Raw genomic sequence first — 21,645 nt, forward strand, 5'->3', positions numbered from 1 at the left:
CGGCGGCGGTCAGGCAAGCGTGAGGAAGAGCTTCTCGAGTTCCTCCTCGGACAGCCGGTCGGAGCAGGTGCTGTCCTTTTCGTCGAGAACGCATTGACGCAACTGAGCTGCGACGATCTTGAAGCCGGCTCGGTGTAGGGCATGCGAGACCGCGGCGAGTTGGGTAACCACGTCACGGCATTCCCGACCGGATTCGATCATCGTGATCACCCCAGCGAGTTGCCCCTGCGCCCGACGGAGTCGGTTGAGCACCAACGCGGTCGACTCGGCGGCGATGGCGGATTCTGTGGTCATTTATCGACCTGCCTGTTCGGAGTTGTGTCCATAACTGGAGCACTCATGGTTGGTGTGGTTTTCCAATATCGCCCGGCTCATCGGGTACCGCCTTTCTCGGCGGGGTTGCCGCTGCGCAGCCACGCACCTGTCCCGCCGGCGACCGAGACGGCGCGGCGGCCGGCGCCGCTGAGAATGTCGGCACCGTACAGGCTGCGGTTTCCCGAGGCACAGATCACGTAGACCATGTCTCCGTCGGGGACCTCGGCAACCCGGGCGCTCAACTCACCGAGGGGGATCCACTGCGCGCCAGGCACATGCGCCTGCACGTACTCGTAGTCCTCTCGCACGTCGACCACCGGCGCACCGGCCTTCCACGCGTCGGCGAAGGTGGCGATGTCAATTTCCTTCACTGCAACTCCTCTGGTCGTATCCGGCCCTCTTCGATCAATACCCCTTGGGGGTACTTGACATACCCTAGGGGGTATATGCCAAACTGTCCATAGCAAGCCCCGAGAAATCGACCCCATGGAGGAAACCGCGATGATTCTCGAGCAGTACTACATCGAGTGCCTGTCGCATGCGTCGTACCTGATCGGCGACGAAAGCACTGGCCGCGCAGTCGTAGTCGACCCGCGCCGTGACGTCACCGAATATCTTGACGACGCACAGCGCCTGGGCCTGACCATCGAGGGTGTGATCAACACCCACTTCCATGCCGACTTCGTATCCGGGCATCTGGAACTGCTCGATGCGACCGGGGCGTGGATCGGTTTCGGTGAAGCCGCAGAGGCCTCCTACCCGATTCGCCGCCTTGTCGACGGCGAGCACCTGTCCCTCGGCGAGGTCGAGCTGGAAATCCTGTCCACCCCAGGGCACACCTGGGAATCGATCAGTGTGCTGGTGCGTGAGCATCCCGACGCCACCCCCACTGCGGTTCTCACCGGAGACTCGCTGTTCATCGGCGATGTCGGCCGCCCCGACCTGGTGAACATCGGCGACAGCTCCACCTCGGATCTGGCCAAGGCGATGTATCACACGATCCACGAGAAGCTGCTGACCCTGCCCGATACGGTGACGGTGATGCCCGCGCACGGTGCCGGTTCATCCTGCGGAAAGAACTTGTCCGAGGAGCTGACCTCCACCATCGGCGAACAGCGGGCTACCAACCCGTCGGTGCAGCCGATGACCGAGGATGCATTCGTGGCGTTGGTGATCGACGGTCAGCCGGCGGCGCCGTCGTACTTCTCGGTCGATGCCGGGCTGAACAAGACGATGCACCCGTTGCTCGATCAGGCCCGCCTCATTCCGGAACAGACACCCGGCCAGGTTCGAGCCGAGCTCGAGGCCGGTACCCGGGTGCTCGATGCCCGCAACGTCGACGACTTCGCCGCCGGACACCTGGAGGGTTCGGTCAACGTCGGTTTCGACGGCCGGTTCGCTGAAACCGGCGGCATGGTCGCCGAGGTCGGAGAGCGCATCGTGCTGATCACCTACCCAGGTGAGGAGCAAGACGCGGCACTGCGGCTCGCCCGGATCGGCTCGGACAATGCTGCGGGCTATCTCAACATCGGTACCGACGGAGTGTTCCCGACCGAGCTCGCCGATCTGGTGCGCATCGCGCCGCGCACCACCGTGCAGGAGTTGAACCACCTGCTGGCCGCCGACGCGGTCACCCTCGTCGATATCCGAAACCCGGGTGAACGTGACTCCGGGGTTATTCCCGGGGCGATCGCGGTCCCGTTGGCGCAGTTGCGGGTTCGGCTCGAGCAAGTACCTACCGACCGGCCGATCGTGGTGCACTGCGCCGGCGGGTGGCGATCGAGTGTGGCGGCGTCGCTGCTGCGCGCGCAGGGCTTCGGGCGGGTCAGCGATCTCGTCGGTGGCTACAACGAATGGGCCGAGGCGCACGTCCCGGCCTGACCGACTCGACAACTTCCCTGATACACGTCATCGAAAGGACCACCTCGTGACCACCACAGATCTCACCGCCGCGGACTTCGAATCCACCGTCTCCGGCAAGGGCATCGTCCTCGTCGACTTCTGGGCGGGGTGGTGTGGCCCATGTCGGGCGTTCGCTCCGACTTTCGAGAAGTCATCGCAGGCACACCCCGATATCGTGCACGCCAAGGTCGACACCCAAGCGGAGCAGCAACTTGCCGGTGCCGTCGGTATTCAATCCATTCCCACGCTGATGGCGTTCCGCGAGGGTGTGCTCGTCTACGCCCAACCCGGAGCCCTCCCCCAAGCCGCCCTCGAGGACTTGATCACCCAGATCAAGGGACTCGACATGGCTGCAGTCCACGCGAAACTCTGCCGAGCAGAAGGCGTCTACGAACGCCTAGGTGTCGGTAGCGCAAACGAGGCAAGAAGTGCCGCTCACCCCGGGGCGGTGAGAGTGCGGCGTTCGGGAAGAACCGAACCCATTAAGCCCGGGGGGGTATACATTGAAGCGCGTTGACTGCGATGCAGTGATCCCCCAGTGCTCGCCCCATGCCCGCAGCACCCACCCGTCTAGAGAGTTCGCATATGAGCCAGAACAAGCCCGGCGACGGTCTTTCGACGCCAACGAAACCCCCGCAGAATGCGAGCGGTGCACTGCCCTCGACGCTTGGGGGCCCGATGGCGCATCTGGGCGCAGCCATGGCAACACACGCCAAATGGGTATTCGCCGTCTGGGTGATCGTGCTTATTGCCCTGGGCGCGGCTGCCCCGAGCGTCTTCAGCTCACTGGCCGGCGCTGGCTGGCAGGCCAACGGTTCGGAATCGGTGCAGGTACGCGAGCTCGCCGAGGAACACTTCGGTGGAAACTCATCGGCCGCTGTCCAGGTGGTAGTGCACTCGGACACGCTGCTGGTCAGCGATGCCCCGATGCAGGAGACGGTCGCCGAGGCCACCACCATATTTGCATCGGATCCGCGATTCGGTGAGATCGTTCCGCCGCAGCCGGGCATGTCGATCAGCCCCGACGGACACACCGGCATCATGATCGCCGGCGCGAATGCCAGCACCGACGACATGGTGAAGGCGGTCGACGAACTCAAAGACGAACTGACCGCACTTTCGGGTGACGGCATCGAGGTGTATCCGACCGGGTCCTCCGCTCTGTGGAGCGACTTCAACAAAGCCAACCACGATGCCATGATCAAGGCCGAGATGATCTCGTGGCCGGTGACCCTGGCGATCATGGTGCTCGCCTTCGGCTCCCTCGTCGCCGCTGGATTGCCACTACTGCTGACCATCGCAGGCCTGGTGGCCTCGGCTGGTGGTCTCGTGCTCCTCAACGAGGTGACCCCGATCTCGGTGTGGGCGATGAACTTCGCGATGATGTTCGCCCTCGCCCTCGGCATCGACTATGCCCTGTTCATCGTGGCCCGCTTCCGAGATGCGCTGAGCAAGACCGCCGACACGCGGGCTGCGGTGGCCGAGACCATGGACACGGCCGGCAAGGCGATCGTCCTCTCCGGGATAACCGTGCTGGTGAGCCTATCCGCCGTACTACTCGTCCCAGCCCCAGCGGTACGCACGATGGCCGTAGGCATCATGCTCGCCGTGTTCTTCGTCCTGGCCGCCTCCATGACCCTGCTCCCGGCGGTGTTGGCGAAGCTCGGAAACAAGGTCAACGCCGGCGCACTCCCCTTCGCCAAGCGTCAGAAGCACCGCTCCCCGAAGTTCGAGGCGTGGGGCGAAATACTGCACAAGCATCCGTGGCCCTTCGCGATCGGCGCGCTGTTGGTGCTGGTCGCTCTGGCTCTGCCGGTCATGGGTCTGAAGGTCGCCATGCCATCGATCGAGGTCGTCCCGGAAGACGCCCCGGTCCGCCAGGGTTACGCCCTGGTCCAGGAGCAGATGGGTGAAGGCGCACCCGGCATGCTGCAAATCATTGCTCCGGCGGCCGACGCCGAGGCGACTGCAACCGCCGCCGCCGGCACCGAGGGGATCGCCATGGTCACCCCGCCGCAGCCTGCCCTGGACGGCACCGACTACGTCATGCTTCAAGCCATCCCGAACGTCGATCCCTCGGATGAGCAGATGGGCACCATACTGTCGCAGCTGCGCGCGGATCTGCCCGACAGTGCGCTGGTCGGTGGTGCACCTGCCGAGAACCTCGACCTACAGCAGGCGCTCAACGACTACTTGCCGGTCATCGTCGCAGTCATCCTCGTCCTCGGGTTCCTGCTGCTTCTCGTCGCTCTGCAAGCACCACTGATCGCGCTCATCGGCACCCTGGTGAGCCTGCTCTCGACCGCCGCGGCGTTCGGTGTCGCAAAGCTGATCTTCCAGGACGGTGTCGGTGCGAGCCTGCTCGGATTCGAGCCTCAGGGCTTCCTCGACGGCTGGGGGCCGGTGTTCTTCTTCGCGATGATCTTCGCGATCGCGATGGACTACACCGTGTTCCTGCTCTCCACCGCCAAGGAACACTACGAAACATCCGGCGATCCGGACGTCGCGCACATCATGGGACTCGCACATTCCGGGCGGGTGATCCTCGCCGCGGCGGCAGTGATGGTGGCGGTGTTCTTCACCTTCGCACTGTCGGAGCCGTTGCCCCCGAAGGAGATGGGCATCATTCTCGGTGTCGCGGTGCTGCTCGACGCGCTGCTGGTTCGACTGATCCTGCTGCCGGTGGCCCTGAGCCTGACCGGACACGCCGCCTGGTGGTCCCCGGCATGGCTACGCAAAGCGCTGCCGAGCATCACGTTCTCGCACGGTTGAGTCGGGCGTGACTGCGGATCGCTGACAGCCTGCGTGCAGGTGATCTTCCTTCGCTGAGCCTCGGAAAAGGCGGTGACCCGGAACCGTGTCCCACAAGATCCTCGTCGTGGACGACGAACCGAGCATCCGCCGGTTGCTGCGCGGCTATCTGGAGGCAGAAAGCTTCGCTGTGTCCGAGGCGGCGACCGGTTGCGAAGCACTCGCCCTCGTCCGGTCGGGCCGGCCGGATGTCGTCCTCCTCGACGTCCGGCTGCCCGACCTGGGCGGTATCGAGGTACTACGAGAGATACGAAGCTTCTCCGACGTGTTCGTCCTGCTGGTGACTGCTCGGTCGGACGAGGTGGACAAGCTCGTGGGCCTGGCAGTGGGCGCCGACGACTACATCACCAAACCGTTCAGTCCGCGGGAAGTCGTCGCTCGGGTGCGCACCGTGTTGCGCCGAACCCGCGGCGCCGAACCCGCGGCCACACGTCTGGTTTTTCCAGGATTGGTCGTCGACGCCGACGCACGTCAAGTGACCGTCGACGGTCACCATGCCGATGTCACCGCGCTCGAGTTCGATCTGCTCAGCGCGCTGGCCCGGACGCCGGGACGCGTCTATTCGCGCCGCCAACTCCTCGAGAACGTCTGGGACGGCGACTTCTTCGGCGACGAACGCGTTGTCGACGTCCATATCCGCAGCATCCGCCGCGCTCTGGGCGACGACGCTGCGGCGCCGCGTTCATCGGTACGGTTCGCGGGGTGGGGTACAAGTTCCTTCCCCCCTCCGGAGAATTGCGGTGAGCGCCCTCGTGCGGAGCATGTCGGGCCGGTTGTTCACCTCGCATCTGGTGGTCGCGCTGGTGGGCTCACTGGTCACGTTCATCGTCGTCCGGGTCTCCGCCCCCGCTTTGTTCGACGAGGAAAGTCGCAGACTCGGTTCCGGTCAGGCGCGCGGTGGTGGACAATCGCCGTTGCGCGGCGTCGTGGCCGATGCCGTCACCACCGCGCTACTGCTCGGTGTGCTCGCCGGAGTCCTCGCGGCCGCAGTTCTGGGTTTCGTGGCGTCCCGGCACCTGCTCCGGTCACTGCGTTCGGTGCGCTCCGGTACCCGCGCCATCGCTGCGGGCAACTACCGGCATCGAATCGAGTCCCCGGGCGAGCGGGAACTGGCCTCGGTCGCCGCCGACGTCAACGACCTCGCGACCCGGCTCGCCGATACCGAGGCCCGCAGGGTGCGATTGCTGGCGGAGGTTGCGCACGAGATGCGAACACCGCTCACCGTGATCGACGGCTATGTGGAGGGGATCATCGACGGCATCTTCGATTCGTCCGAACTCGGCCGTATCGAACCGGAGGTCCGGCGCCTACGCCGGCTCGCTGACGACCTGTCGACTCTGTCGCGGGCCGAGGAGGACCGTCTCGATCTCCAGTACTCGGAGTTCGACCTGTCCGGTCTCGTCGAACATGTCGCCGCCCGGATGCGCCCGCAGTTCGATGACACGGGCCTGGCGCTCACTGTTCGGTTACTTTCCGGTCGTATCTCGGTGCGAGCCGATCCTGATCGAATCACCCAGGTTCTGACGAACCTTCTCGGCAACGCGCTGATCGCAACGGACTCCGGTGCAGTGACCATCGATGTCGCCGCCCACAGTGACGCCGCCGTGATATCGGTGACCGACACCGGCGAGGGTCTGGCGGCCGGCGATCTCGAGCGCATCTTCGAGCGTTTCTATCGCGTCCCGGCGCGCCGCCGCGTCGACCAGGATCCGGGGTCCGGGATCGGCCTGACGATCAGCAGGGGAATCGCCCGTGCCCACGGCGGGGAGCTCTCCGCGAGCTCCCCCGGCCGCGGGCACGGTGCCACCTTCACCTTGCAGTTGCCTATTCGGCCGCACCATGACCCTGGCGGTCATGGCCGTTCCCGCCCTTTCCCTCGTGACCCTGCCCGGCCCGACTTCCGCGGTCACCGCCGACGTGCTGTTCCCCCGATGCCGCACCCTCGAATGCCCGTAAGTGGTTCTCGGAACCCTTACGCAGCTTCTCGTATACGCGATCGATCGCATCCTCGTCGCTGACCTCCATGGCGGACGTCAGACCGGAGATATCGGCGGCTTCGAGTTCCGCTCCGGCGGCATAGGCCGCCTCGACCGTGGCCAATCCTTGGGCGAGCCACGCGTCGTACTGCTGCTGGAGTTGGGGATCTGCGTAGACGCCCACCGCCAGTCCGGCCGACGGGTCCGGTACACCGTACTGCTCGAGCAGTACCCCGACTGTGTCGCAATGGCGTTGTTCGCTGGTCGAGATGTTGTCGAAGATCTGAACCTGCCACGCGTCGTGGAACTGTCGGTACAGGTCGCGGGCCATCCTTTCCTCTTCCCGCATCAGAGTCAGATCCGAGCGTTCCTGCTCGGAGAGCGATTGACCGGTCTGCGAAATCGGAGTCGGCTGCGCCGACACCGTCGCCATACCGAATCCGGATACGCCGATTGCCGTCGCTGCAACAACCGCACTTGCTGTCTTCTTCCAAAGTCTCATTGCCGAGACCACCCTTTCTCTCACCCTCGAGTCAACAGCGGTCCCGTGAAATACCCTGGTGGGTTTGTGTGAAGATTCGATGAGGACGGCGCGGTCAAGGACGAGTTCTGACTTGAGATGCAAGTCACCTGTTTTCTATCGCCGCAGGTCAGCGCAATAATCGAAAGCGAATTCAAGGCCGTACAATAGGAGGGATTATCAAACAAAAAAGGGGAGCTAATTTTGACGCCAAGGGTAGCGATTTTAGGAGCAGGCCCGAGCGGACTCGCACAATTGCGAGCATTTGAATCGGCAAGATCATCCAGTCCCGAAACAGTACCCGAAGTGGTGTGCTACGAAAAGCAAAAGGACTGGGGCGGCATGTGGAATTACACATGGCGCACAGGTCTCGACGAAAACGGCGAGCCAGTCCACGCCAGTATGTACAGATTTCTTTGGTCCAATGGCCCGAAAGAATGCCTCGAATTTGCCGACTACTCTTTCGAGGAGCACTTCGGCCGCCCGATTCCGTCGTATCCGCCTCGCGCAGTTCTGCAGGACTACATCATGGGCCGCGTCGAGCAGAGCGACGTGCGCAAATACATTCGCTTCAACACCGCCGTCCGGTGGGTGAGCTACTCGCAGGAGAGCGAAAAGTTCACGGTCACGGTGATGAACCACGACAGCCACGAACTCGAGTCGGAGCAATTCGACTACTTCATCGTCGCCACCGGGCACTTCTCGACGCCCAATGCGCCGCAGTTCGAAGGTCTCGACCAGTTTTCGGGACGGGTGTTGCACGCCCACGATTTCCGGGACGCTCGCGAGTTCGCGGGTAAACGCCTATTGCTCGTCGGCAGCAGTTATTCGGCCGAGGACATCGGCACACAGTGCTACAAGTACGGGGCAACCGAGGTCACGTTCAGCTACCGATCGGCTCCGATGGGGCACGATTGGCCCGAAGCATTCTCCGAGGTGCCACTCCTGGAACGTCTCGACGGCAATGTCGCGCACTTCAAGGACGGAAGTACCCGTGAGGTGGACGACATCATCCTCTGCACCGGCTACCAGCACAATTTTCCGTTCCTGCCAGATGAGCTGAGGCTACAGACCAAGAACCGCCTCTACCCGCGCGACATCTACAAAGGAATCGCGTTCCAGCAGAACCCGAAACTGATGTATCTGGGCATGCAGGACCAGTACTTCACGTTCAATATGTTCGACGCCCAAGCTTGGTATGCGCGGGACGTCATTCTCGGCCGTATCGAGCTTCCCAATTTCGACGTCCGAGAAAAGGACATCGATGACTGGCGGGGCAATGAGGAAATCCTCGTCACGGCGGCAGATGAGATCGACTTCCAGACGGCGTACGTCCGCGATCTCGTCGATCGCACGGACTATCCAGAATTCAACGTGGAGAAGCAGGGCGAGCTTTTCAAGCAGTGGAAGCGCGACAAGAATAACGACATTATGGGATACCGAAATTCGAGCTACGCATCCACGCTGACCGGAACGATGGCGCCCCCGCTGCCCGGCGATTGGCTGCATATTCTCGACGATTCGTCGGAGTCATTCCTGAAAAATGACTTCTCGATGTCGACCGCGAGCCTCGACATCTCAGGGGTGGCGGTTTCCTGATCTCGGACGACTCGAACGGCAGCGCGCACCGATCACGCCAGCTTGGTCATCCAACCGTGCGTGTCGGCGAAAGTGCCGCGTTGAATACCGGTCAAGGTGTCCCGCAGCGCAAGGGTGATCTCACCGGGCTCACCGTCGGCAATTCTGAATTCGCCGTCCGTGGACTTCACGCTGCCGACAGGGGTGATCACGGCCGCGGTACCGCAGGCGAAAACCTCGGTGATCTCGCCCGACTCAGCTTTCTTCTGCCACTCCTCGGTGGAGATGCGGCGCTCTTCGACGGGAATCCCGGCATCGGTCGCAAGGGACAGTAGCGAGTCGCGAGTGATGCCGGGGAGCAGGGACCCCGACAGCGACGGCGTCACCAGTCGAGCATCGGATCCCGAGCCGAGCACGAAGAAGAGATTCATCCCACCCATCTCCTCGACGTACCGACGCTCGATTGCGTCGAGCCACACGACCTGATCGCACCCCTGATCACTGGCCTGGGCTTGAGCGAGAAGCGAGGCGGCGTAGTTGCCTGCGAACTTCGCTGCGCCGGTGCCGCCGGGCGCTGCACGCACGTATTCGGTGGACAGCCACACGCTGACCGGTTTGACCCCGCGCGGGAAGTACGCCCCCGCCGGGGAGGCGATCAGCATGTATCGGTAGTCGTCGGCGGGCCGGACTCCCAGTCCGGCCTCGGTCGAGAACATGAACGGGCGAAGGTACAGCGCGTCTTCACCGCCGGCTTCGGGGATCCACTCATGATCGACCGCGATGAGTTGTTCGATCGAGGCAATGAACAGTTCCGCAGGCAATTCGGGCATCGCAAGTCGACGAGCCGAGGTCTGGAACCGCTCGGCGTTGGAGCTCACCCGAAACGACGCGATGTCGCCATTCGGCTGCCGGTAGACCTTCAATCCCTCGAAGATCGCCTGACCGTAGTGCAGCACCATCGCGGCCGGGTCCAGCTGAATCGGCCCGTACGGCGCGATGGTCGGGTCGTACCAGCCCTTGTCGGCGGTGTAGTCGATGATCGCCATGTGGTCCGTGAAGAACTTCCCGAACCCCGGCGCAGCCAGTACAGCGTCCCGGGCCTCCGACGGCGCCGGAGAGGGATGCTGCACACGGGTGAATTCGGGGACGCCTGTCATGGGGTGGATCCTATCTAACGAGAGTGCACTCACTTGGTATTGACCGATACGAACGGCGGCGCGACGATCTCGCACCTGACGGCACGCCCGCGAACATCGACCTCGACGATGTCTCCCGGTGCCAACGCCGAATCGGTGTCGACCAGCGCCAGCGCGATCCCGACGCTGAGCGAGGGTGAGAACGTCCCCGAGGTCGTGACGCCGACCGGTGCACCGTCGCGCGAGACGGTCTGCCCTTGCCTCAGGACGCCGCGGTCGAGTGCTTTCACGCCGCGAAGCTGACGGGCCGGACCGGCTTCCTTTTCCGCGAGGAGTGCGTCCTTCCCCCAGAATGCAGGCTTCTTCCAACCCACGGCCCAACCGCACCGCGCTTGCAACGGAGTGATGTCGAGCGACAACTCGTGCCCGTGCAACGGGTATCCCATTTCGGTACGCAAGGTGTCACGAGCACCGAGTCCGGCTGCCTGACCGCCCGCGGCAGTGACGACCGCGAGAAGCTCGCGGAAGAGCGCCTCGGAATCGGCCCACGGGGCGATCAACTCATAGCCGTGTTCCCCGGTGTATCCGGTCCGGCACACGCGAACCGGGATCTCACCCCACCGAGCGTCCGCGAAAGCCATGTACTCCATGTCCACTGGCAGACCCAGCTGTTCGACCACGGACTGTGAACTCGGACCCTGTACCGCGAACACGCCGAAGTCGCGATGCTGGTCGACTATTCGCACTTCGGCCGGCGCATGCGCGGTCATCGCCGCGACAACTGCCGCCGTGTTCGCCGCGTTGGGTACGAGAAACACTTCCTCGTCGCCGACGAAGTATGCAATGAGATCGTCGACGACGCCGCCGGTTTCTGTGCAGCACAACGTGTACTGCGCCTTGCCCGGACCCACTCGACCGAGGTCGTTGGTCAGCGAGGAGTTCACGAAGGCCGCCGCGCCGGGGCCGAGGATCGATACCTTGCCGAGATGGCTGACATCGAAGAGGCCGACGGTGCTCCGAACCGCCTTGTGCTCGGCGACGACGCCGGCGTACGAGACCGGCATCTCCCACCCGCCGAACGGAGCGAATGTCGCTCCCAGTTCCGCGTGAACGACGTGGACGGGTCCGCGAAGAAGTTCCTCTGCACTCATATCGAGCAACGCTAGCGGAGATCGGCAGCCGTTGAACGAATCACCTCCGGGTCCGGTCACTACGATCGATTCGACCGACACAATCGATCCCCATCAGGAGCTGCCCCGTGCCTTCGACTTCACCCCGCACCCTCGGACCCGAGCTTGTGCTGGCCGGCCGCCTCGGAAAGGACGTCGACGTACTCGTCGTCGCGTTGAGCACCAGTGAGGACGGGCTCGAGCTCGTCATCACCGACGACATCTCCGATGATGCGCTGGCCTCGGAATTGCTCGACTCGTTCGAGGCGGTCGGTGCAACCGGCAAGGCCGACGAGCTCACCCGCATTCCAGCCCCCGCGGCCCTCGATGTCGGCAGCGTCCTCGCTGTGGGTCTCGGCAAGTCCGCGGACATCGACACCGAACGCATCCGACGTGCGGCAGGCACTGCCGCGCGAGCCCTCGCGGGAACGTCGACTGCGGCAACCACGCTGTCCTCCCTCGACCTGGGCGCAGCCGCCGAAGGATTCTTCCTCGGCGCCTACACCCTCACCGAATTCAAGTCCTCGCTCTCGGCCCCCGGACCCGATGCTGGTCCACTTGCTCGTGTCGAGTTGCTCGTCGCCAGTCCTCGATCCCGTGAGGCCAAGGCCGAGCTGGCGCACTCGACGGCAATTGCCGAATCCGTGGCCATTGCACGCGATTTCGTCAACACGCCGCCGAGCCACCTCTATCCGGAAGCCTTCGCCGCGCGCGCGAAGGAGCTGGGCACAGCGGTCGGCCTGAACGTCGAGATACTCGACGACAAAGCTCTGGAAAAGGGTGGGTACGGCGGAATCCACGGCGTCGGAAAAGGGTCCGCGCGCCTGCCCCGACTGGTCCGGATGACCCATTCCGGTGGCAAGCGGAAGGGGAAGAAGGTCGCTCTGGTCGGCAAGGGCATCACCTTCGACACCGGCGGAATCTCCATCAAGCCCGCCGCCGGCATGGAGAACATGACCTCCGACATGGCCGGCGCCGCCGCCGTGGTCGCCACTGTCATCCTCGCCGCCAAGGTAGGTCTGGCGCTGGACGTCGTCGCCACTGTCCCGATGGCCGAGAACATGCCGTCGGGAACGGCCCAGCGTCCCGGGGACGTGCTGACTCAGTACGGCGGAATCACCGTCGAGGTCATCAACACCGACGCAGAGGGCCGCCTGGTACTGGCCGATGCCATCGTCCGTGCCTGCGAGGACGATCCCGACTACCTCATCGACACAGCGACGCTGACGGGCGCACAGGTTGTCGCGCTCGGCAACCGGACGCCCGGTGTCATGGGCACCGACGAGTTCCGCGACCGTGTGGCGGCCATCTCACGGGCCGTGGGCGAAGATGGCTGGGCAATGCCCTTGCCGAGCGAGATTCGACGCGAGTTGGACTCGAAGGTGGCCGATCTGGCCAACGTCACCAACGGCCGGGCCGGCGGCATGCTGGCCGCGGCACTGTTCCTGAAGGAGTTCGTCGCCGAGGGTGTCCAGTGGGCGCACATCGATGTGGCGGGACCGGCGTACAACACCTCGGGCCCATTCGGATACATCGGCAAGGGCGGTACCGGTGTGCCGGTGCGCACGATGTTCGCCGTTCTGGAGGACATCGCCGAGCACGGATAAGCGCCTCCGGCGCATGTGCGTGGAAGTACATAGCCCGCTATGTACTTCCACGCACATGGGGGCGAAGCCGCTACTCGGCGGCCCGGCGCTTGAGGATCTTCTGTCGTGCGTCGTAGTCCCTCATGCGCTGGGGATAGCGGGTCTTGCGCACGTCGTAAACGGGAATCTTCAAGTCGGGTCCGAGCTTCTTGAGGTCACGCTCATCGACGGCGCGCCGAGTCCACTCGCCGTCGTTCGCCACCAACACCACGGTGACGGGAGTGACCGTCGTCTTCGGCTCCACGTATGCCTCTACGCCGATTCGAGCTGCCGTCCAGTCGGCCAGGTACTGCGCTGTGGAACCGGTTTTGGCTCCTCGGCTCTTGGCGGTGCGTCGCGCGAAGCGATCGAACAAACCCACAATCGAACTCCTGTCGTCGGTACGTGAAGACTGATGTCGTCGTTCGCACGAGCGGTGTTACCGACCAGTTTGCCAGTACGGCAGCTGCCCTCGGGGAACGCGCGAAGCCCGGAGATGGAAGGATGATCGTCGAGGGTCCAACTCTCTCGTTGTCGAGAAAGAATTGCCGATCGTTTCGAAAGGGTTCCACGTGATTGCTGTGTTGCGCCGCAATTCGCGGAGTTCGTCATTCCTCGGCTCGACGCGGGCTTCCGCACCTCGGACGCCCGCAGCGCTGACGATCGCAATTAACGCAAGTATCGTCCGCGAACCTTGCAACGCCAGCACAATGGTCGTTGCCGACGCCTGGTCTCACGACCACAAGTCGTAAGAACTGAAAAATACCCGCACACAACTTGTCGAGGAGTCAACAGACATGGCCTTCTCCGTCCAGATGCCAGCTCTTGGTGAGAGCGTCACCGAGGGAACTGTCACCAGGTGGCTCAAGCAGGAGGGCGACACCGTCGAGGTCGACGAACCCCTGCTCGAAGTATCGACCGACAAGGTCGATACCGAAATTCCATCTCCCGTCGCTGGTGTTCTGACGAAGATAGTGGCCCAGGAAGACGACACCGTCGAGATCGGTGGCGAGCTGGCTCAGATCGGCGATGCCGACGACAACTCCGGTGACTCGTCCGATTCCGCACCGGCCGAGGAAGCATCGAAGTCCGAGCCGGCAGACGAGCCGACTCCCGCGGCCGAGCCCGAGCCGCAAGCCGAGCAGGAAGCTCCGGCCGAGGACGCTGCTCCCGCGCAATCGTCGAGCAGTTCGAGCTCCAGCAGATCCGGTACAACGGTGAACATGCCCGAGCTGGGCGAGTCGGTCACCGAGGGAACCGTCACGCGTTGGCTCAAGGCCGTCGGTGACGATGTCGCGGTGGACGAGCCCCTGCTCGAAGTATCGACCGACAAGGTCGATACCGAGATACCGTCTCCCGTCGCCGGCACCCTTCTCGAAATCAACGCCGAAGAGGACGACACCGTCGCCATCGGCGGTCAGCTGGCCGTCATCGGATCCGGCGCGCCCGCCGAGAAGGCGCCCGAGCCGCAGAAGGCACCCGAGCCCGAAAAGGCGCCTGAGCCGAAAGACGAGGCGCCGAAGCAGCAAGCCCCGAAGCAAGAGGCCCCCAAGCAGCAAGCCCCGAAGCAGCAAGCCCCCAAGCAGCAAGCCCCGAAGCAAGAGGCTCCCAAGCAGGAGTCCTCGGGTGACTCCACGCCGTACGTGACCCCGTTGGTGCGCAAGCTCGCCGCGGACAACGACGTGGACCTCGCGAGCGTCAAGGGCACCGGCGTCGGCGGGCGCATCCGCAAGCAGGACGTCCTCGCGGCAGCGGAGGCCAAGAAGGCACCTGCACAGGCAGCGGCGCCGGAATCGGCTCCGGCGGCAGCAAAGGCACCCGTGGCAGCCACGGCCGGGGTTCGACCCGAGCTCGCACACCTGCGTGGCACCACGCAGAAGATCAACCGTATCCGTCAGATCACCGCCAAGAAGACTCGCGAGTCGCTGCAGTCCACCGCGCAGCTCACGCAGACCTTCGAGGTCGATGTAACGACGATCGCCGCGCTGCGAAGCAAAGCGAAGTCGACTTTCCAGAAGAACGAGGGCGTCAATCTGACGTACCTGCCGTTCTTCGCGAAGGCCGTCGTGGAGGCGCTGAAGGCGCACCCGAACGTCAACGCGAGCATCGATGAGGACAAGAAGGAAATCACGTACCACTCCGGTGTCCATCTCGGCATCGCCGTGGACACCGAACAGGGCCTCCTCTCCCCCGTCATCCACAACGCGGGAGACCTGTCGCTGGCTGGTTTGGCTCGCGCCATCGCGGACATCGCATCACGTGCACGCTCGAACGGCCTCAAGCCCGACGAGTTGTCCGGAGGCACCTTCACCATCACCAATATCGGTAGCCAGGGCGCGTTGTTCGACACCCCGATTCTGGTTCCACCGCAGGCGGCAATGTTGGGCACCGGCGCCATCGTCAAGCGGCCCGTCGTCGTCAAGGACGGTGCGGGCAACGAGTCCATCGGTGTTCGTTCGATGGTCTACCTACCGTTGACCTACGACCACCGCCTGGTCGACGGCGCGGATGCGGGTCGCTTCCTCACCACCATCAAGCAGCGGCTCGAAGACGCTTCGTTCGAGGCAGATCTGGGTATCTGAGACAGCCGCCGGTCCCGCGTTTCTGTATCGTGAAGTTGCAGACACAACGCGACCGGGCCCTGCGTGAATCGGGGTGAATGCACATCGGTCGGGGCACCCATCGCAACGCGAATGGTGCCCCGACTCTGTCGAGGAGGCTGTCGGATTCATGCGAGTCGTCATAGCAGGTTCGTCCGGTTTGATAGGTACCGCGCTCGTGGCGTCGCTACGCAGCAAAGGCCACGAGGTCGGCAGGTTGGTTCGTCGCGCTGCCGCAGGGCCGGACGAAATCCGATGGGATCCACCCCAGGGCGAAGTGGACGAACGTGCGCTGCGCGGCACCGATGCCGTAGTCAATCTGTGTGGTGTCGGAATCGGCGACAAGCGCTGGTCGGGTGCCTACAAGCAGCTGGTGCGCGACAGCCGCATCACGCCGACCGAAGTCCTGGCCGACGCATGCGCACGGCTCGACGTTCCGACACTCGTGAACGCAAGCGGCGTCAACTATTACGGCGACACCGGTGATCGCGTCGTCGACGAGTCCGGTGCCATGGGTCAAGGGTTTCTGGCCGAGGTGTGTCGCGACTGGGAGAACGCCACTGCGGCAGCCTCGACGGCAGGTGTGCGCACGATCATGTTGCGCAGCGGCGTCGTCCTCTCGTCACGAGGCGGCATGCTCGACAAGCTGCGGCCGCTCTATCTGTTCGCGCTCGGTGGCCGACTCGGTAGCGGTCGCCAGTACTTTCCGTGGATATCGCTCGAGGACGAGATCGATGCCATCGTGCACGGAATCGAGAACACCGATGTTTCCGGTCCGGTCAACATGGTCGGCCCGGCGCCGGTGACCAATGCTCAGTTCAACAGCGCGTTCGCGCGGGCCGTCAAGCGGCCCGCACCATGGGTGGTACCCGGGTTCGCGCTGCGCGCGATCATCGGTGAATTCGCCGAGGAGGCAATCCTGACCGGTCCGCGCGCAATTCCGAAAGTCCTCGAGGACACCGGGTTCGTCTTCACCCACAACACCGTCGGAGAGGCACTGAAGGCGGCCGTCGGTCGCTGACTTTTCGGCGGTCGCGAGCAACGGCGTAACGTTCTCGCGTATGACAGCTGGGATCTCCGCGCGGGAGAGTTCGGAACCGATCGTCGTCGAGCAGATCGGACGGATCGAGTACCTCGAGGCGTGGGCGCGTCAGCGCGAACTTGCCGCCATGCGCGCAGACGGGCAGGGTCGGGACACGCTCCTGTTGCTCGAACACCCGTCGGTGTACACAGCGGGGCGACGCACGTCCCCGGAGGACCGCCCCTCGGACGGAACACCCGTCATCGAGGTCGACCGCGGCGGAAAGATCACCTGGCACGGCCCCGGCCAACTCGTCGGCTACCCGATCGTTCGGTTGGCGCAACCGATGGACGTGGTGCAGTACGTCAGACGTATCGAAGAAGCCTTGATCTCGGTGTGCACCGACCTCGGAATCGACTGCGGCCGCATCGACGGTAGGTCGGGAGTGTGGCTGGCGTCGGAACCACGCGACGGGAAATGGTTGCCGGAACGCAAGATCGCGGCCATCGGCGTGCGGGTACAGCGTGGCGTGACGCTGCACGGCTTCTCCCTGAACTGCAACTCGTCGACGTCGGGATTCGACGCAATCGTGCCCTGCGGAATCGCCGACGCCGGCGTGACCTCACTGTCGAGTGAACTCGGCCACGAGGTCACGATCGAGGATGTGAGCCCTGCCGTCTCGGCGGCCGTGCTCGCGGCCCTCGACGGTGACATGGAGGTCACCGAACACCCTGTTGCACGAGTCGAAACCGCCGGAGCGGCGAGCAACCCGCAGTTCACGACGATGAAGTTCGGCGCGTAGCATCGACGAGGTGACTGTGGCACCTCGAACATCCCCCGACGCCGCGCCTGCAACCGGGTCATCCCCCGACGCTGCGCACGCCGCCAGCCATTCCTCCGACCCCGCGCTCGCACCGCCCGGACGGAAGTTGCTTCGGCTCGAAATTCGCAATGCGGAAACCCCGATCGAACGCAAACCCAACTGGATCAAGACCAAAGCCAAGATGGGTCCGGAATACACCGAGCTCAAGAGCTTGGTCAAACGAGAAGGCCTGCACACGGTCTGCGAGGAAGCCGGTTGCCCCAACATCTACGAATGCTGGGAAGACCGCGAGGCGACCTTCCTCATCGGTGGCGAGCAATGCACCCGCCGATGTGATTTCTGCCAGATCGACACGGGCAAGCCCGACGCACTCGATCGCGACGAGCCGCGGCGGGTCGCCGAGAGCGTTCAGGCGATGGGCCTGCGCTACTCGACCATCACCGGGGTCGCCCGCGATGACCTGGAAGACGGCGGCGCCTGGCTCTACGCGGAAACCGTGCGATACATCAAGAAGCTGAACCCGAACACCGGCGTCGAGTTGTTGATCCCGGATTTCAATGCGAAGCCGGACCAACTGGCCGAGGTGTTCTCTTCTCGGCCGGAGGTGCTCGCACACAACGTCGAGACGGTTCCGCGGATATTCAAGCGGATACGACCGGCGTTCCGATACCAGCGATCGATGGACGTCATCACCGCTGCGCGCGAGGACGGCCTCGTCACCAAATCCAACCTGATCCTCGGCATGGGCGAGACTCCCGAGGAAGTTCAGGAAGCGATCCGCGACCTGCACGAGGCAGGATGCGACATCCTGACCATCACGCAGTACCTGCGTCCGTCGCCGCGACACCACCCAGTCGAGCGGTGGGTCAAGCCCGAGGAGTTCGTCGAGCACTCCGACTACGCCACCGAGGTCGGTTTCGCGGGCGTCTTGGCCGGCCCGCTGGTCCGCTCGTCCTACCGGGCGGGTCGCCTCTACGCACAGGCCATGCAGCATCACGGCCGTGAACTCCCCGAGAGCATGAGCCATCTGGTCGACGGTGGCGAAGCATCGCAGGAGGCCAGTTCACTGATGGCGCGTCTGGCCGCACGCTGACCGAGGTTCGCCGCAGGGAACAGGCGCGGTGCCGAGGAGCGTGGCCACGGGACGTATCCTGTGAGGTATGGCGAACGGCAGTAAAGCTGGCAAGGCAGGCAAGCCCAGCAAAGAAGCAAAAGCGGCCGCGAAGGTAGCACGCAAGAAGGCATCGAAGGAACGGCGCAGTCAGCTGTGGCAGGCGTTCCAGATGCAGCGCAAAGACGACAAGTTGCTGCTGCCGCTGATGATCGGCTCGATCGTCGGCATCGCGCTGCTGTCCTTCCTGATCGGCATGATCCTGGGCATCGAATGGTTCGTGCTGCCGTTCGGTCTGGTGCTCGGTGTGCTCGTGGCCTTCATCATCTTCGGTCGGCGTGTACAGAAGTCCGTCTACCGCAAGGCGGACGGCCAAGCCGGCGCTGCGGCGTGGGCGTTGGACAACCTCCGCGGTTCATGGCGGGTGACCAACGCGATCGCCGGAACCACGCAGCTCGACGCAGTACACCGTGTCATCGGCAAACCTGGCGTCATTCTCGTCGCCGAGGGCGCGCCGCAACGCGTGAAAGCACTTCTGGCGCAGGAGAAGAAGAAGACCGCCCGACTGGTCGGCGACACGCCGATCTACGACGTCATGATCGGGAACGGTGAGAACCAGATTCCCTTGTCCGGCCTGCAGAAGTATCTGACCAAGCTACCCAAGAACATCGACACCAAGCGCATGGACACCATCGAGTCGCGCCTGTCGGCGCTGGGCACCAAGGGCGGCCCGGCCATGCCGAAGGGCCCGATCCCCGGAGGCGCGAAGATGAAAGGCGTTCAGCGCACTATCAAGAGGCGCTGATCTCGCTGGGTGCGTATGCGCTAGCGCATACGCACCATGGCAGTTCCCGTCGCGCGATCGTGCATGCCGCGTCCGTCGTGATCGGAAATCACGGCCGGGAAGACGAAGAGAAGAAAGAACGTGCGGACCAATGCGCGAAGGAACCCGACGCGTGCCGACACGTCCACCCGAGCAACCTGAATACCCACGATGAATTGACCGGGTGTGAACGAGAAAACGCTCACCGCGGCGACGCCGGCTACGAACCACACCAGCAACGTGATGGTGGACATCGACTGCGGAATCGTGAAGGTGTTGACGATGAGCGCGGAGATCCCCATGGCCATCAGCCAGTCGATCAACAGCGCACCGGTGCGGCGGCCGAGCCCGACGAGAGCCCCCGGGCCGGTGGACGGCAGTCCGAGCTGTTCTCCCGGGTAGTTCTGCTCGGTGCCGTCGTCTTCGTGGGCGGCGTTGGGTCCGGACAACCAGGAGCCTGTCATTCGTGCCATGGGTACCAGGATAGGCGTCGGAGGAACGGCGGCGACCGGCCGTCACCGTAGTGTGTGCGGTGGAGCACGACGATCTGTGTGCTGCACGACGCAGAACAACTCGTCGCTCCGGCAAGGTCTGCCAGAGGCGCGACGCGTAACACGGGCGAAACACAACCTTGACTGGCGGGCAACACCAAGTCCATAACGTGCTGGTCGACGGACTCAACAAAGGAGTAACAGCGTGGCTTTCACCACGGCCGAAGAGGTCATCAAGTTCATCGCCGACGAGAACATCGAGTATGTGGATATCCGATTCACGGATCTCCCCGGCATTCAGCAGCACTTCTCGATCCCGGCGTCTGCGTTCACGCAGGATGTCTTCGAAGACGGTCTCGCGTTCGACGGTTCTTCCGTCCGCGGTTTCCAGTCGATTCACGAGTCGGACATGATGCTTCTTCCGGACGTGACCACGGCCCAGGTCGATCCGTTCCGCGCAGCGAAGACACTCAACGTCAACTTCTTCGTTCACGACCCGTTCACTCGCGAGTCGTACAGCCGTGACCCCCGCAACGTGGCACGTAAGGCCGAGGAGTACTTGGTCTCCACCGGCATCGCGGACACCGCCTTCTTCGGCGCCGAGGCCGAGTTCTACATCTTCGACTCGGTTCGCTACGACTCCGGCATCAACGGCGCATTCTACGAACTCGACTCCATCTCGGGTTCCTGGAACACCGGCGTCGAGACCAACGCAGACGGTAGCCCCAACCTCGGCTACAAGGTCCGTCCCAAGGGCGGCTACTTCCCCGTCGCACCGTACGACCACTACGTGGACTTGCGCGACGAGATCTCCACCAACCTTCAGAACGCAGGCTTCGAGCTCGAGCGTGGCCACCATGAGGTCGGCACCGGCGGACAGCAGGAAATCAACTACAAGTTCAACACGCTGCTCGCAGCTGCTGACGACCTGCAGCTGTTCAAGTACATCGTGAAGAACACTGCATGGAAGAACGGCAAGTCCGCCACCTTCATGCCGAAGCCGCTTTTCGGTGACAACGGCTCGGGCATGCACGTCCACCAGTCCCTGTGGAAGGACGGCAAGCCCCTCTTCCACGACGAAGCCGGCTACGCCGGACTGTCGGACTTGGCTCGTCACTACATCGGCGGCATCCTGCACCACGCGCCGTCTCTGCTGGCGTTCACCAACCCGACCATCAACTCGTACCACCGTCTGGTGCCGGGCTACGAGGCCCCCATCAACTTGGTCTACAGCCAGCGCAACCGCTCCGCGGCTGTGCGTATCCCGATCACCGGCAACAACCCGAAGGCCAAGCGCCTCGAATTCCGCGCGCCGGACAGCTCGGGCAACCCGTACCTGAACTTCGCTGCGCAGATGATGGCCGGCCTGGACGGCATCAAGAACAAGATCGAGCCGCAGGCACCGGTGGACAAGGACCTCTACGAGCTTCCGCCGGAGGAGGCCAAGAACATCCCACAGGCTCCTACGTCGCTCGACACGGTCATCGACCGCCTCGAAGCCGACCACGAGTACCTCACCGAGGGTGGCGTCTTCACCACCGACCTGATCGAGACGTGGATCTCGCTCAAGCGTGAGCAGGAAATCGCTCCCGTCAACCTCCGTCCGCACCCGTACGAGTTCCAGCTCTACTACGACGTGTGATCTAGCACCTAGCTCACCTCACCGCCCCGCCGATCTTCGGCGGGGCGGTTTTGTGTGTACAGAAGGTAACGAGTACTCGAATCGAGGTTTACGTCCACCTGC

The 21,645-nt window shown here is 63.8% G+C and carries 17 protein-coding genes and 3 pseudogenes; 13 read left to right on the forward strand and 7 right to left on the reverse strand.

Annotated features, from left to right (window positions below; translation table 11 throughout):
- Nucleotides 1–9: 9 nt before the first annotated feature.
- Nucleotides 10–294: a metal-sensitive transcriptional regulator gene (locus tag KVY23_RS08380; protein WP_075840511.1), complete on the reverse strand. Its 285-nt coding sequence runs from the start codon at nucleotides 292–294 to the stop codon at nucleotides 10–12.
- Nucleotides 295–371: 77 nt separating this feature from the next.
- Nucleotides 372–686: a rhodanese-like domain-containing protein gene (locus KVY23_RS08385; protein WP_230556034.1), complete on the reverse strand. Its 315-nt coding sequence runs from the start codon at nucleotides 684–686 to the stop codon at nucleotides 372–374.
- A gap of 130 nt (nucleotides 687–816) precedes the next feature.
- Between KVY23_RS08385 and KVY23_RS08390 the strand changes: the two genes are divergently transcribed.
- The 5 genes and pseudogenes from KVY23_RS08390 to KVY23_RS08410 all read left to right on the forward strand — a co-directional run bounded on the left by KVY23_RS08390 (nucleotide 817) and on the right by KVY23_RS08410 (nucleotide 7,046).
- A complete protein-coding gene (locus KVY23_RS08390) occupies nucleotides 817–2,196 on the forward strand; it encodes a rhodanese-like domain-containing protein (RefSeq protein ID WP_230556081.1) in 1,380 nt (459 codons plus the stop codon).
- A 46-nt stretch (nucleotides 2,197–2,242) separates the two neighbouring features.
- Nucleotides 2,243–2,618: pseudogene (trxA, locus tag KVY23_RS08395) on the forward strand (thioredoxin).
- Between the two features lie 277 nt (nucleotides 2,619–2,895).
- Nucleotides 2,896–4,989: an MMPL family transporter gene (locus tag KVY23_RS08400; RefSeq protein ID WP_230556082.1), complete on the forward strand. Its 2,094-nt coding sequence runs from the start codon at nucleotides 2,896–2,898 to the stop codon at nucleotides 4,987–4,989.
- Between the two features lie 106 nt (nucleotides 4,990–5,095).
- Nucleotides 5,096–5,650 (forward strand): annotated as a pseudogene (locus KVY23_RS08405) (response regulator transcription factor); the annotation flags it as partial.
- 118 nt (nucleotides 5,651–5,768) lie between these two features.
- On the forward strand, nucleotides 5,769–7,046 hold the full coding sequence (locus KVY23_RS08410; RefSeq protein ID WP_230556035.1) for a cell wall metabolism sensor histidine kinase WalK: 1,278 nt from the start codon (nucleotides 5,769–5,771) through the stop codon (nucleotides 7,044–7,046).
- On the opposite strand, the pseudogene KVY23_RS25075 reads toward KVY23_RS08410, so the two are convergent.
- Nucleotides 7,030–7,506, reverse strand: a pseudogene (locus tag KVY23_RS25075) (DUF2202 domain-containing protein); the annotation flags it as partial. The gene KVY23_RS08410 and the pseudogene KVY23_RS25075 sit on opposite strands and share 17 nt — an antisense overlap.
- A gap of 222 nt (nucleotides 7,507–7,728) precedes the next feature.
- Between KVY23_RS25075 and KVY23_RS08420 the strand changes: the two are divergent.
- On the forward strand, nucleotides 7,729–9,123 hold the full coding sequence (locus tag KVY23_RS08420; RefSeq protein ID WP_230556036.1) for an NAD(P)-binding domain-containing protein: 1,395 nt from the start codon (nucleotides 7,729–7,731) through the stop codon (nucleotides 9,121–9,123).
- Nucleotides 9,124–9,155: 32 nt separating this feature from the next.
- On the opposite strand, the gene KVY23_RS08425 is transcribed toward KVY23_RS08420, so the two are convergent.
- Together KVY23_RS08425 and gcvT are read right to left on the reverse strand one after the other, a co-directional pair.
- Complete coding sequence (locus KVY23_RS08425) at nucleotides 9,156–10,259, reverse strand: branched-chain amino acid aminotransferase (protein ID WP_230556037.1); 1,104 nt, start codon at nucleotides 10,257–10,259, stop codon at nucleotides 9,156–9,158.
- 29 nt (nucleotides 10,260–10,288) lie between these two features.
- Complete coding sequence (gene gcvT / locus KVY23_RS08430) at nucleotides 10,289–11,389, reverse strand: glycine cleavage system aminomethyltransferase GcvT (RefSeq protein WP_075840682.1); 1,101 nt, start codon at nucleotides 11,387–11,389, stop codon at nucleotides 10,289–10,291.
- Nucleotides 11,390–11,496: 107 nt separating this feature from the next.
- On the opposite strand from gcvT, the gene KVY23_RS08435 reads away from it, so the two are divergent.
- Complete coding sequence (locus KVY23_RS08435) at nucleotides 11,497–13,014, forward strand: leucyl aminopeptidase (RefSeq protein WP_230556038.1); 1,518 nt, start codon at nucleotides 11,497–11,499, stop codon at nucleotides 13,012–13,014.
- A gap of 70 nt (nucleotides 13,015–13,084) precedes the next feature.
- Here KVY23_RS08435 and KVY23_RS08440 read toward each other — a convergent pair whose 3' ends face one another.
- Nucleotides 13,085–13,414 (reverse strand): oxidoreductase, encoded by a 330-nt coding sequence (locus KVY23_RS08440; protein WP_075840500.1) that lies wholly within the window; start codon nucleotides 13,412–13,414, stop codon nucleotides 13,085–13,087.
- Between the two features lie 415 nt (nucleotides 13,415–13,829).
- Here KVY23_RS08440 and sucB point away from each other — a divergent pair, with 415 nt between their 5' ends.
- The 5 genes from sucB to KVY23_RS08465 all read left to right on the forward strand — a co-directional run bounded on the left by sucB (nucleotide 13,830) and on the right by KVY23_RS08465 (nucleotide 19,392).
- Nucleotides 13,830–15,614: a 2-oxoglutarate dehydrogenase, E2 component, dihydrolipoamide succinyltransferase gene (gene sucB / locus KVY23_RS08445; protein WP_230556039.1), complete on the forward strand. Its 1,785-nt coding sequence runs from the start codon at nucleotides 13,830–13,832 to the stop codon at nucleotides 15,612–15,614.
- A gap of 148 nt (nucleotides 15,615–15,762) precedes the next feature.
- Nucleotides 15,763–16,653 (forward strand): TIGR01777 family oxidoreductase, encoded by an 891-nt coding sequence (locus KVY23_RS08450; RefSeq protein WP_230556040.1) that lies wholly within the window; start codon nucleotides 15,763–15,765, stop codon nucleotides 16,651–16,653.
- A 40-nt stretch (nucleotides 16,654–16,693) separates the two neighbouring features.
- Nucleotides 16,694–17,455 carry a lipoyl(octanoyl) transferase LipB gene (lipB, locus tag KVY23_RS08455; RefSeq protein WP_230556041.1) on the forward strand — a complete coding sequence of 254 codons (762 nt, stop codon included), beginning with the start codon at nucleotides 16,694–16,696 and terminating at the stop codon, nucleotides 17,453–17,455.
- A 10-nt stretch (nucleotides 17,456–17,465) separates the two neighbouring features.
- Nucleotides 17,466–18,569: a lipoyl synthase gene (lipA, locus tag KVY23_RS08460; RefSeq protein WP_371829860.1), complete on the forward strand. Its 1,104-nt coding sequence runs from the start codon at nucleotides 17,466–17,468 to the stop codon at nucleotides 18,567–18,569.
- A 67-nt stretch (nucleotides 18,570–18,636) separates the two neighbouring features.
- A complete protein-coding gene (locus KVY23_RS08465) occupies nucleotides 18,637–19,392 on the forward strand; it encodes a DUF4191 domain-containing protein (RefSeq protein WP_075840496.1) in 756 nt (251 codons plus the stop codon).
- A gap of 20 nt (nucleotides 19,393–19,412) precedes the next feature.
- On the opposite strand, the gene KVY23_RS08470 is transcribed toward KVY23_RS08465, so the two are convergent.
- On the reverse strand, nucleotides 19,413–19,883 hold the full coding sequence (locus tag KVY23_RS08470; RefSeq protein ID WP_075840494.1) for an RDD family protein: 471 nt from the start codon (nucleotides 19,881–19,883) through the stop codon (nucleotides 19,413–19,415).
- 223 nt (nucleotides 19,884–20,106) lie between these two features.
- Between KVY23_RS08470 and glnA the strand changes: the two genes are divergently transcribed.
- Nucleotides 20,107–21,543 (forward strand): type I glutamate--ammonia ligase, encoded by a 1,437-nt coding sequence (gene glnA / locus KVY23_RS08475; RefSeq protein WP_075840492.1) that lies wholly within the window; start codon nucleotides 20,107–20,109, stop codon nucleotides 21,541–21,543.
- Nucleotides 21,544–21,645 lie beyond the last annotated feature (102 nt).

The organism is Rhodococcus sp. I2R (assembly GCF_020889545.1).
Taxonomy (GTDB): Bacteria; Actinomycetota; Actinomycetes; order Mycobacteriales; family Mycobacteriaceae; genus Rhodococcoides.